Source organism: Chloroflexota bacterium (assembly GCA_009840625.1).
GTDB lineage: Bacteria > Chloroflexota > UBA11872 > UBA11872 > VXNJ01 > VXNJ01.
On sequence record VXNJ01000007.1, the window covers coordinates 77,036 to 89,585 of the forward strand.

Sequence of the window (12,550 nt, forward strand, 5' to 3'; positions counted from 1 at the left end):
AACTCATGGCGGGACCGGGATTGATTCGACAATTCCGATCAACAACACCGTTCGCGGAGTTAACACCAATCACTGGCAACCTTTATCAGGTTTGATTAAAGAACGGAGAACCGCAATTGCCGCCAGCGAATATTGATGATCTTTTGCCGAGTCTGAAGGAGGATTTCTACGCAGTACGCGGAAGGAAATGGAACCATTTCCATTGCCCAATCCTCCAGGTGGATGAGGATGCTGAATTGTGCAGGGCGCACGTAATAAACGCGAGCTTCCCGAACTCGAACAGGGCCGTAACTGTCCAGCGCAAAGACGTCGACAACTTTTATGGCACTCACTTCGAACGAGACTTCAAGCTGATCGAATTCGCTCCGGATGCTGGCCGTTCATTGAGTTTGGAGGCATTGAAAAACAGGGACTTGGCTCGAATTGTCCAGCCGAAGATTTCCGCCGACGGTGAAGACCAAGATTTCTACGTGACCACGAATCCTTCCGGGATCCCGAAGAATCACACGGAAGTCCGGCTGGGGAACTCTGATCAACAAATCACATTAGTGATCAAATCATCTCCAGAGGAGGTAATCAAGAAAACCTCAGGACCGTGGGAAATCCGCGCGGAAAAAGACCTCCGCTTATCTGTATTGGTCTCTGTACTCAAGGCGGCCCATTTGACCCTGTTTCATCGACTCGGTTACGGATACGCGCTCTCGGTTGGTGGGCAATTTCTGGGTCAACATGTTTTGGGCTCGTTTTTCCTCCGGGCACGCGACCGTGATCGCCAATCGGTCCAAAGCATGGCTGCGGAGCATTTCGCCGAATTCTCGACATTGGTGCGACCCGCCTTCAAGATCGCCGGAGATTTCAATGGCACGTTGGACGATGGTTTCGGATGGCTGTGCATGCTCGGGAGACTGCCTTGGGCGATCAATGTGGTGGTTAGGGTCGATGATCGATTCTTCTGCGCACTGGTTCCCATAATGGACACCGATGATTCAGTGCATCACTTCCTGCAGTTCCTCTCCCGACCCTACAGGCAGATCTCTGTTGCCGGCGCTCTATTTGGCCAATCAGCTATCGAAACTGATTTTGCAACCAGGAAGTTCGACTGGCCCGAAGGCAGGTTCACTGGCGCGCCGGTTTGACGAATCCCGGCCGCGTGGATTACACAGTCGATGATTTACGGCACTAGATGACTGAAATCGATCCGCCGAGGATGCGCGCCATTGACGCATCCGACCTGTGGCAGCACGAAGCACTTGACTTTACCCCCTGGCTTGCGCGTCACCTGAGCGATCTGGCGGGCGAGCTTGGCCTGCAATTGGAATTCAGTTGCAGGGAAAAGACCTTTCCTGGATGGGGCCGAGCCGACATCGTCGCCAGGCAGTCCGAGACTGGCGCCAAGGTGATCATCGAGAACCAATACGGAGAATCGGACAATGATCACCTAGTCAGAATGCTCGGATACTCCACCGCCAGCGAAGCCGACATCGTGATTTGGATTGCGGGATGCATAGGGCGGAGGCACCGCCAGCTCCTTGAGTGGCTCAACCGAGGCGACGGCATTCAGTTCTATGGCGTTGAGATCCAGGGTTGGCAGATCAAGAACGTCAAGGGTTACAGATTCCAACCGGTGGTCGTTCCGACTGGCTCTGGCGGAGAAGGGGAGCGTGAACGACTCCAAAATCAGTCGACCGGTTACGCTTACTTCTACCGCCCGCTCGTTGCGCGGCTCCGTTCAGCAGCCGGAATCGAACCGATGGGGAGGGGCGGGTTTCGGGGTCGTTACCGGTCATTCAGCAGCGGTTACGATTCCGATGGAGCCATGTACGCGACCGCGCTAGATGCGAACGGCCGCGACAAGGTCGCTCTGCGCATTGCAGGGGAGAATAGTCAAGCTCTGCATTCCAAACTGGAACGTGCCCGCGAGGGTCTTCTCGCGGCTGGTAAAGCAGATGTGCTTGATTGGCCAGAACTGAATGAGGCGGTCGACATTTACTGGCTCGGCATATCGAAGGAATCGACCGCATATGCGGAGTTAATCAAGAGCCCGGACGCTACGCGGGAGTGGATGTTCTCCAATCTGAAGTTGGTCCACAGCATCCTTCAACCAGAATTAGAAGCGGCAATGGCTGAGATTGTCCCAGGGCGAGAACCTGACGACTGAACCCCTGTGTGATGCGGATTCCAGCCTCGATTCGCAGAGACCGCTCTAGGCCGGGCACACCTCGCGTCGTTGCGTTTGGGATGGCCACCCACATCGCGCCAGTGGCAGGCGGGCAAGGAGCCAATCGGGGCTGTCTGTCGATTTTGACTGCGTCAAACGGGAACTTGCCGCCGCCCGGAGTATCGACAGCTCGGCAATCGCCCGATCAGAACGCGCGCGTCCGGTTCAGGATCGACAATCGCGCAAGTTGACCCTTTGTGCCTAGGAAGCTCACGCGGCCGCAGAGGTTGTCCCGCGTATCGGGAATGACGATGTCGATCAGCTGCCCCTCCCGTACCGGAATGTTCAGCGGTTCGGTCTCTGCAAGGCTTTGCGACCAACCATTCGCCCCGTGAAAGCCGATCCAGCAAGCACCCGGCGCCTCGTAATCCCTGATTGCAAACACGTATTCGCCTTCTGGCAATCTGGCCCAGTATTCGCCGGCGGTGCTGGTGACCGCCCCACCCAGCTCCACCGGACGCCCATCCGGCAAATAGCTATTCACACCAAGACCCCGAATGCGTTCCCCGGCGGCGCTCGAGAAACCGCCTTCAATCAGGTGATAGTTGTTTTCGCCAACCAATTTGGCGCATGAAGATTCAAGTCGCGTGGGACCAAACACGTCTCCAACCAACCGGGCCAGCCGGGAGTCGTAGCGGACAAGTTCGCTGCGCGTGTTGATTTCGTTGGTGTCGCCGCGGGGAGGCAGTTGGACGTTGAACCAGGCCTGCACTCCCGTCGCCCAGTACTCGTCCTCGTTGGTGGCCGCGTAGGTGCGCCGCCACAGTCCGGTGCTCATCGCGTTCTGGTAGGCGGAACTGAGCCGCTCCGCGAACACTGGTCCGTCCGGCAGGCGCAGGATTCCGAGACCCCAAACGGTGTGGGCAAACTCGTGAACCAGCAGGTCCTGCCCCTCGTAACCGTCGCCGGGATAGCAGAGCACGTTTTCTTCCGACGTGCTGGTCAACTTGTAGAAATCGCTGCCACCGAGACCGCGCGCCCGCTGATCCCAGTTCTGGTTCGGGTCGTCGCGCAGGTGCCGGTATTCAGGCACGTCGGTCAGGTTCTCTTCATCGCCGATGACAGCAATGAAGGAGTCTCCAAGGGCGCGCCGGACGTCGGCGTTAAAGGCCAGCATCTCGTTGGCCACCAATCCGGCTCTAATCAGGGCCCGATCAGGCACGTTGGCAGAACTTGCCACAACGATTCCACCGTCCACGTGGACCTTCGCGTAGAAGTCGTCCAGACCCAGCGGCTCCAGCGGGCGGGACAGCGGTCCCGCGGTCGGATCCGAACCTTGCCCAGCGCCGGCCCCAGACTCCGCATCCGCACCGGTGTCGGTTTGCATGGGAGGGATCTGGTCAATCTGCAGCAGATCGGCGACTGAAGTGGGGGCAATCTCGTCGGGTATCGCAACGAACCCCACCAGCGGTTCCGGTTCATCGTTGAACTGAATCTGCTTTGCGGCGACATGCCTCCCTCCGGCCGGCAGCGACAAAGCACCCACATCCCACCAGCATGCGTTCGTGGAACCATCGTCGCATTGCGGCAGGATCTGGACCGCCTCGGCGTCGCCGCCAAGTCGGTCTAGCAGGGCCTTTCGGACCAGTCCGACGAGCACCGTTTCGAACGGTTCGTTCCCGTCGTTTATCACCACGAACGTGAAATTGACCGCCGGATTCGTGTCCGCGACGAGAACCTCCGGCGGCCGCAGGTGCCGCAGCCGGACCTGGACTGAATCGAAGCGAACCTGCTGCCAACTGTCGATCAAATTGTCATCGGGATCGCCTTCGGGGCCGCGGTGGCTGGCCGCGATCTCGAAGCGGAACCTGCCGGCCGGCATGCGCATGGGGATGGTGACCAGCTTGCGTTCCGCCGGGGCCAGCTCCGCAATGAAAGCGGAGAAAAAATTGATCCCATCGTATCTGCGCGGGGCCGGGCCCCAGAACCCGGAGACCCGGATGTCGGAAGCCGGGATCTGCCCACTGTTGGTCGCCTCCAGGCGGACTTCGACCGCCTCTTCCCCGACCACCCGGTAGGGCAGTAGCTTTATCGCCACGTTCGCGCTGGCAACTTCCACTTCCAGGAAGCGCCGAGCCTCGCCGACCGCAAACTCCACGACGTGATTTCGCGGAGCCAGCTGGTAACCGACTTCGGCGTCAAATTCCTGACCGGGATCGGCCCGGTCGATGGTCAGGATCGTTTCCGGTTCGGCGCCGTCCTGCGATGCGGTAACCCGGACCGGAAATTCGCCGCCGGAGCCGCCCGCATTGGTTATACGGGCACTGATGCTAAATTCCTCGAACTTGCTGCTGCCGCCCAGCGAACTTGCTATCAGGGGACCGATCTGAAAATCTGCTGGCGCCGGGGTGGGCTGCAGCGGTGCCGCCGGCGCCCGGGCAGTTGGCGAAGGCCTGGGTGGAGCCGGAGCCGGGGCCACCGCAATCGTCGGGGCCGGATCGGCCGGGATTTGACGAACGTCGCCGTCCGGCAACCGCTCGGGTTCATCGCACGCCGCGGCGGCCAGCAGTAGCGCCAGCGTGAGCGCTAAAAGGCCCTGGCGCGGTCGGCGCGTTATATCCGGGTAGATTCGCAATTGTTCCTGCCGCAGGATTCTGCCGGTCGGCGACTCCGAGCGGCCAGGCCGGCCTCGGACACTTTTTGGTCAGTTTCGTAAGTATTGCCGGTGGAGACCCCGGCGCGACCAAGACTAATTGGGTCCGCAAGCGGGCAATAAATCGCGATTAGCTTTTTAGAAGATTCGTGAATCGTCAATCCGCGCCAGGCGAGCCCTGACTGCATCCTCAGGGTCGACATTGCCGATCGTTTTGCTGGCCCGATCTGCCAGCCTTGCCCAGAATGCCGCCGATTAATCAGGCTGCAATGGCGGCTTCGATCAAGGCCACGATCTGGGAGCGGTTGGCGATTCCCTGGTGCGAACGGATTGACACCCCGTTGCGCACCGCGGCCAGCGAAGGGTGGGTTGCGGCCCGGAATTCGCGGCGGTAGGACGCCAGCTCGCGGTCGTCGTAATCCATGACGAGGAAGTGCACCCTGCCGGCGTATTCGGCCATCAGGTCGCGCACCACCGGCCTCACCGCACCGCATTTCGGGCACCAGATTGCGTCGGATACCCAGACCACCGGGGAGCTCGTCGCCAGCACTGCCTGAAAGCGGGCCTTATCGGCCTCGTACCGGGCAATGATGCTATCGCGATTCCTGGGATCGTAGGGATCCGGGACCGGAATCCCGTCTAACGTCTCGGGCTGCACGATTTCCGGCGTGGGCGTCGGGGTAGGAGTTGGCGTGGGAGAAGGCGTGGGTGTTGGGGTCGGTGACGGAGTCGGCGTCGGTGTTGGAGTAGGAGAAGGCGTCGGCGGAGGCGTGGGTGCGGGGGTTGGAGTCGGTGAAGGAGTCGGTGAAGGAGTCGGATTGGGAGTTGGGGTAGGAGTTGGCGTGGGAGAGGGCGTGGGTTCGGCGATCGGAGTCGGTGACGGAGTCGGCGTCGGTGTAGGGGTAGGAGTTGGCGTGACCGGATCTGCCGCGGGTCCAGCGCCGGCAACCAACGGGGTGGCAGTTAGCGGCGGCGCGGTCTGCACAGGCGTCGGCAGAGTTGAGGGAGCCTCTTCCGACGCGGGTGCTTCGGGCGGCGCAGGTGCGGGGAGCACCGCTACGGGCGAGGCTGACTGCAGCGGCGCCACATCCGATTCGGTGCCGTTGCAGGCAAAAAGTAAAACGCAAGCCAGGCAAGCAAGAACCAGTGGCAATCTGCGAACCATGGGTTTTGTCCACAAGTACGTGTGGGTCGGGGTGCGGCACGAAGGCGCACCGCAGGCTGTGGCAAGGCTATCAAATAGAGTGATCCGGAATGCCCGGATCAACCGCCGCGGCGCCGGCCGGAGGTCACTGGGAACGCTGGATCGACGCGAACTTCGAAAAAGCACTGGCGGAACTTGACCCCGCTGACATCAGCAAGGTTTTCGGCTTCGAGGCCAGCCAGGTCGATCCGGCCGACCTACTGCCTGCTTGCGCCGTAATCCTCCGGCAGGAACGAAGCTCCAGATTCGACTGCCAAGGGGCAAGGTTGTACCTGTAATGCCCCCTTCGGCCGCAACCAACGTTCGACTCAAGAAACCGATGGCTGCCGGGAATTCCCGCCTGGTGTTTTAGAGCCGCGGTTCGCGCCTGCGGCGCCACGTCTGCGGTGCGAGATTGAAGCCGGGTGACCGAATGACCCGCGCAGGGTCCCGCTCCCGGCCGCAAGGAACACTATTCCCGATCCGGCGACCAGCGGCCGAATTACAAGCGGCGCCACTGCGACCTGCAACCGTTCAGGGTTACTGATCGGGCAGTCAAGTAAAGACCGGTCGCCAGCAGCGATGATTGCGATCTCCCGCACGGTCGGGAGCAGGAACTGGTCAACGGCGCAGACGTCGAACCAATACACACAGAATCCGGCCAGCAGCGAGGCCTCCCGCCTACCTGCCGTAGGTGCGATCGAGAGGCTGCAAGTCCTCTGGCACTGGCCCGGCGTGCGTGTGTGTCCCCGCCCTCACCGGGCCCGGAAAGCCTACCGCTCAGCGCAGGGCTTTCAGGGGGCTGGTGGTGACGCGGACAGCATCCCCGGGCCCCGTGAATCTACGGAGCGGGTGCGCCGCCGTTTCCGTCACCCTCCGTACAGGCCTCCAGGTCCAGCTCGTCCAAGTCGTGGTCCGCCACGTCCAGCAGCGCGGCCGGAATGCATCCGGTGAACTCATTGTCGGAGAGGTAGAGCACCGCCAGATCGGGCAGCTCGGCCAGTCCGGCAGGGATCGAGCCGCTGAGCTGGTTGCCGTCCAGGTGCAGTTGCTCCAGCCGGGTCAGATCGGTCAGCGCGGACGGGATCGGCCCGCTGAAGGCGTTGTTGTCTAGGCGCAATTGCTCGAGTTTGCCGAGTCCGCCCAGTACCGAGGGAATCTCCCCAGAAAGCTGGTTGCGGTTCACGCTCAGGTAGATCAGCTCGGTCAGGTCGCCCAACTCGGCGGGGATCGTGCCGCTGAGCATGTTCTGGTCAAGGATCAGGTATTCGAGGTTGGCAAGGTTCCCCAAAGTCGTCGGAATGGAGCCGGTCAGGCGATTCCGGTTGAGATAGAGCCTCTCCAGATTGCCCAGGTTGCCCAGTTCCGCCGGTATCTCACCGGTCAGGCGGTTGCCGTGGAGGTAGAGGAGCTCCAATTCGGAAAGGTCTCCCAGTTCCGCCGGTATCTCACCGGTCAGGTCGTTGTCGTAGAGATAAAGCCGCTCCAGGCGGGCAAAACTGCCGAAGGCCGCCGGGATTTCGCCACTCAGGCGGTTCCCGTCCAGCCCCAGGACGACCAGGTTTGAGAGGTCGTTGAGTTCCTCCGGAATCTGGCCCGTGAACTGGTTTTGCCTTAGCCAGAGGAACCGCAGTTGGGTGAGATCGCCGAGCTCGGCCGGAATCGTCCCGGTCAGCTCGTTTTCGTCGACGTCGAGGGTTCTGAGGTTGACGAGGCTGCCAAGTCCGGTCGGAATCGTGCCGGTGAACTCGTTCTGCCACAGTTCCAGGTTGGTGAGATTGGTCATGACCCCGAGCTCGGCGGGTATTTCACCGCTCAACTCGTTGCGGTTCAAAGACAGCACGCGCAGTTCGTCAAGTTCGGTCAACTCGAGCGGAATCTCACCGCTCAGCTCATTGCCGTCGAGGTCGAGGACGCTGAGCCTGGCCATGCCTCCCAGCTGGCCCGGTATTCCGCCGTTGAGTTCGTTGTTCACGAGCGAGAGAACGCGCAAGTCGCTAAGCCCGGCCAGTTCCGGGGGGATCTGACCGTTCAGGTCGTTGTTGCCCAGGTGCAGGGCGCGCAACCGGGGTAGGGCGGCCAGCCGGGCGGGAATCGTCCCTTCCAGGTCGTTGCTGTTCAGGTAAAGCACCAGCACGCAGCCGTCGCCATCGGTGGAGACTCCGAACCACTCGTCCAGAGGGGCTTCATCGCTGAGCCAATTGACGCTGTTGCGCCAGTTGGGGCCATCGGTCGATTCATAGAGCGCGGTAAGCGCTTCGCGATCGCCGACGCAGGCCGCCGGGCCCCCAGGGAGGGTTAAGAGGACGGACCAGGGAGACCATCGGGGATTGCCGTAACGCTGGGCGCTGCTGCCAACGACGAACCAGTAGGATTCGCCGGGCGCCAAACCCGTGACGGTGTGCGAAGTCTGCCCGTTGTTGGCCAAGCTAACCGACGTGAACGCGGCCAGCCAGTCTTCGTCGGCCGCGACGGCGGACTCGAAATCGGCCTTCGAGACCCAGCCGATTCGGTAGTAACCGGCATCCTTAACCGGGCTCCAGTTGACGTTGACTTCACCGGGCTCAGATCCCGGTGCGACCTGCGGCACGGCTCGGGCCGTCGGGGCCTGCTGTGCAGCCACCGTGGCGACTCCGACTGCGAATGTGACCAGGAGGATGGCTGCAATGGCCACCGAGCGCTTTATGCCTTGCGCGGCCGCCCGCGGGATTCGGTGTCCGTCAAATGCGAAGTCCATCAATTGTCCTCTAAGGTGCGGCGTCGAATAACTATAGAGTCGAGTCTGTTCGGCGGCGAACTCGATCGAGCATTTCTGCACGGCGAAACATCGACCATGCATGTGTTTGCAGGCAATCCGGTACGAATACCGGCTCCTGCAATGTTCTGGCTGCGACCCTGACGCTTCCGCGGCGCCGGCCCAGCACGGCGTCTAGCGAGTTTTCCGGCGGACTCGTACTTGACCGGGTATTTGGCAATCCAAAGGGCATCAGCCACGCCGGTTCGCCACTAAGCAGAGCCTGATGCCCAATCAGGAACCGATTAGCCCCTCCTGCGGATGGGTCCAGGGCAGATGGTAGAAGGGCGCGAACTGTGGTGCCGGAGGGATCGGCATGTCCCCGATCGGTACTTCTATGACCACCGGTGCATTGCGTTCCAGGGCTTCAGGGAGCAGCGTTGAAAGTTCCATCGGATCCTTGGCCCGCAGGCCGATTGCCTCGAACGACTCGGCGAACTTGACGAAGTCCGGATTGTGCAGATCGGTCGCGTAGGTACCGCCAAATCCAGTGTCCAGGTCGCGGGCCACGTTCCCGAAGGAGTCGTTCCGAAAGACAACGGCGATCACGTTGATCTCGTGCTGGACGGCGGTGGCGAGTTCAGAGGCGTTGTGCAGAAATCCGCCGTCGCCGACCATGCAGATCACGGGGCGGTCCGGTTTTGCCACCTTCACGCCCAGGGCGGTCGGGTACGAGTAACCGACGTTGAACTGGTAGCCGGAGTCGATGTAGGTCTTGGGGTAATCCGTCTTGTAGTGGGTGCGGGCGTAGTAACCGAACTGGGTGACGTCCCAGACGATGAACGAATCATCCGGGATGCTGTCCTGGATCGCCTCCAGGACCGCGTATTGCGGTTCCTTCAAGCGGATGTCGTAGTAGGCGATCAGATTGCGCGCCGCCGCAACCGCTTCGGCCGGCGATGGCCTATCGCCCGCCCGGTTTTCCTTAAGGTGGGGCAGAATCGCTTCGATGGTCGCCCCGGCGTCGCCGTGCAGCGGGATCGTATTGGACTGGATCCGCATCAATTCGTTCTCGTCGACATTGATGTTTATCAGCGTGGACTCGTTGCCGGCAGGATTGCCCAGCGAGAAGCGCGCACCTATGCCGATCACGACGTCAGAGGATTCCATTACCCCGTGAAGCTGGTTCATCTCCATCCGCTCGCCGCGCGGACTAAAGCAGGAGCCATAGCAAAGCGGGTGACTGTCCGGCATGCATCCCTTGCCGCCACTCGAGGTGATGACCGGGATATTTGTCGCCTCGGCCAAATTGACGAGCGCATCCTCGGCATTTGAGCGGGCGACCCCACCACCGGCGTAAATAACGGGCAGCCGTGATTCGGCGATGATCCGGGCGGCTAACCGCAGCTGCATAGAGCCTGGCACGAGCGGGGTGATCGGCGTCGGGTCGCACAACTCGACATCCTCGCGCTCGACTCCCGCCTCGGGAGGGACCTCGATCAGCACAGGGCGCGGTCGGCCGCTGCGCAATTGCCTGAAGGCTTCATTGACGGTTGAAGGAACATCGCGCGGCCGCATCGCTGATCCCCGCCACTTGGTCACCGTGCGCACCGTATCGGCCTGGTCAACGACCTCGTGTACCGCCCCAATCCCCTTGCCGATCGCCGCGCGGGGTATCTGGCCAGCGATCAGCAGGACGGGTGAGGAGCGGGCGTACGCGGTGGCCAGGCCGGGGGCGGCGTTAAACAGCCCTACGCCGGGCACCACCAGCGCGACACCCGGATCGCCGGAGGCCCGGGCGTAGCCGTCGGCCATGTAGGTGGCGGCCTGCTCGTGGCGAGGCGCAATCATCCGAATCCCGGGCTCGTCGCGCAAGCCGGCAACGATGCCGTACGTCTGGATTCCCGGAATCCCGAAGACGACCTCAACACCCTCTCTGGAGAGGGACTTGGCGAGGGCTTCACCACCGCTTAAATTGACCATTGCTCTGAAAAATGGAATTAGCTACTCGAACCCATTTCGCACTTATTGTGGAGAACTCGGCCAGTTGATTTGGCGTAAGTGGCTCGGTTTTTTCGGATCGCCCAGAACTGCAAACCAAGCGAGGGCGTAGTTTTCTGCGAATTGTCGATCAATTGTCGAATTGTCCGTTTTCCAATCAGGTCGACAAGCGTCCGGCGCTCGCCGTAATTGAGCGTCTGCGGCAGATTCGGGCATTCGGAACTTGTATCAGTACCGCCGATATCGAATCGCTGGCATTTGCCGTGGATTAAGTCTCACCATCGCCTAGACGCCCAGTTCCGGACAGTGATTGACCGGGACGGCTGCAGTTTCGCGGGCCATTCACGCGAGTTTCAATTGGCCAAATCCGACCATGGGAAGCTAAGCGGTGTCGAATTCACTCGTTCCAGTGTTCGATGGCGGCACTTGCGAACTGGTCCAACACGGGAATTGCGCAGGTAGCGATGTCATGCAGGCCTTCCACAAAGTGATCCGTCACTTCGCCTCCCCCGCTCTCGATCTCGGCAAATAATTCCGGAGCCAGTTGGAGCCAATTCGCATGCTTACTTAGCCATTCGTAACTCGGCCACTCACCGTCATCGCTCCTAGTGGTAGGGATTCCGGTGTCGACGAGCGCAGCCTTTAAGTCTTTGCGGATTTGTAACTGTTCTTCGGTCATTTGACCCGCAGACGGCTTGCAGCAAACCCCCCAATACCAGGAACGCGGGCCAAAGCCCCCGCTCTGCAGTTTCACTTCAAACGGCGGCCAATCATCTCGTGCAACCCAAAGGGAATTGGCCCCTCTCTTGTCTCCGCCATAGACGCATTGCACCCGCAGGCCTCTATTGAATTTCGAGCCTTTCCGCTCCATGCACGCTCGGAGTTTGTCGCGCAAGAGCTCCAAGAACTGTTCGCAAATTTCTGCCCGGATGACTTGCCAGGCGTCATGAATTGCGAGGGCGGATTGCAATTGGTTGGGGTTTTGCCGCAGGTAAGTGCGTATCTCGCGAGTTTCCGCATCACTAGACATGGTTGCTTCTCCGAATTTCATTTGGCACAAAGTCTGGAATTGCTGCAGGAATAGATTCAGCCGATCAGGTTCGCATAGTTTTCGGCAGGACGCCAGCCAGGATTCGAGCGAAACGCCGCCGTTTGCATAAGGCATCACCCGAAAGTTGCAGCGCCAACGATCAAGATCTGCCGCCCGAATGCTGAATTCGTCGGGCTCGCGGAAGTCCGGCGGCACGTAGACGAGCAGGAATCGGTTTTTGTAGGTCTTGAATAAATACTCCAAATAGTCGGCGATCTGATTCCGTTGGTCCCCGGCATACGGTTTGTTTTCGAATGCGAGGCAGTACGGCCCATCATCTGTCGGGATGTCCACACTGATGTCGATTCGTCGGGACCTTTCGATTTGGCGTTCGATAACTACACTGATCGAATCGTTGGGCGATTCCTGAATGGCTTCGGATAGATAGCGCGTCTCTGGAATGGCATCTAGCATTGCCCGCAGAAAGAGTTTTCCCTGCCCGTGATCGGCAGTCGGATCCAAGAGGTCGGCGATGATCCTCGACAGGCCCAGCTCATCGGTGCGCAGGTATTTGAAAACATTGAACCTGCGTGCCAGGTGTCGGTCCAGCTCAAGCTCGACTCTGCGGGCAGCGTGGAGGCGGGGAGTCAATTCGGAGAGCAAGTTAACTCGATTGCGTCGCCGAGCCTCAATTGATTCGCCAACGAAATCCAACAATGAATAGACTCCGGTCGCGCCAACCTGGATAGATTCCAAGATTCAGTCGCGCACCCTGCGGGAATCAATTGATC

General features: G+C 60.5%; 8 protein-coding genes. 3 read left to right on the forward strand and 5 right to left on the reverse strand.

Translation table 11 applies throughout. The annotated features are described in order from the left end of the window. Positions 1-116 precede the first annotated feature (116 nt). Positions 117-1,136, forward strand: a complete 1,020-nt coding sequence (locus F4X41_05315) for a hypothetical protein (GenBank protein ID MYB16437.1) — start codon at positions 117-119, stop codon at positions 1,134-1,136. Between the two features lie 47 nt (positions 1,137-1,183). Further along, a complete protein-coding gene (locus F4X41_05320) occupies positions 1,184-2,158 on the forward strand; it encodes a hypothetical protein (protein MYB16438.1) in 975 nt (324 codons plus the stop codon). Positions 2,159-2,363: 205 nt separating this feature from the next. Here F4X41_05320 and F4X41_05325 read toward each other — a convergent pair whose 3' ends face one another. Beyond that, entirely contained in the window at positions 2,364-4,793 is a 2,430-nt protein-coding gene (locus F4X41_05325; protein ID MYB16439.1) for a hypothetical protein, read from the reverse strand. 277 nt (positions 4,794-5,070) lie between these two features. Then, a complete protein-coding gene (locus F4X41_05330) occupies positions 5,071-5,763 on the reverse strand; it encodes a thioredoxin family protein (GenBank protein MYB16440.1) in 693 nt (230 codons plus the stop codon). Positions 5,764-6,065: 302 nt separating this feature from the next. Between F4X41_05330 and F4X41_05335 the strand changes: the two genes are divergently transcribed. Then, positions 6,066-6,293 (forward strand): hypothetical protein, encoded by a 228-nt coding sequence (locus tag F4X41_05335; GenBank protein ID MYB16441.1) that lies wholly within the window; start codon positions 6,066-6,068, stop codon positions 6,291-6,293. A gap of 542 nt (positions 6,294-6,835) precedes the next feature. On the opposite strand, the gene F4X41_05340 is transcribed toward F4X41_05335, so the two are convergent. From F4X41_05340 to F4X41_05350, 3 genes are all read right to left on the reverse strand, one after another. Further along, complete coding sequence (locus tag F4X41_05340; protein MYB16442.1) at positions 6,836-8,833, reverse strand: hypothetical protein; 1,998 nt, start codon at positions 8,831-8,833, stop codon at positions 6,836-6,838. A gap of 189 nt (positions 8,834-9,022) precedes the next feature. Beyond that, complete coding sequence (locus F4X41_05345; protein ID MYB16443.1) at positions 9,023-10,711, reverse strand: thiamine pyrophosphate-binding protein; 1,689 nt, start codon at positions 10,709-10,711, stop codon at positions 9,023-9,025. Positions 10,712-11,126: 415 nt separating this feature from the next. Next, positions 11,127-12,518, reverse strand: a complete 1,392-nt coding sequence (locus tag F4X41_05350; protein ID MYB16444.1) for a hypothetical protein — start codon at positions 12,516-12,518, stop codon at positions 11,127-11,129. Positions 12,519-12,550 lie beyond the last annotated feature (32 nt).

What these genes read in the sequence shown, in the direction of transcription:
- F4X41_05320 (MYB16438.1), top strand. Translation starts at nt 1,184, where the DNA reads ATGACTGAAATCGATCCGCCGAGGATGCGCGCCATTGACGCATCCGAC.
- F4X41_05335 (MYB16441.1), top strand. Translation starts at nt 6,066, where the DNA reads ATGCCCGGATCAACCGCCGCGGCGCCGGCCGGAGGTCACTGGGAACGC.
- F4X41_05340 (MYB16442.1), bottom strand. Translation starts at nt 8,833, where the DNA reads ATGCATGGTCGATGTTTCGCCGTGCAGAAATGCTCGATCGAGTTCGCC.
- F4X41_05345 (MYB16443.1), bottom strand. Translation starts at nt 10,711, where the DNA reads ATGGTCAATTTAAGCGGTGGTGAAGCCCTCGCCAAGTCCCTCTCCAGA.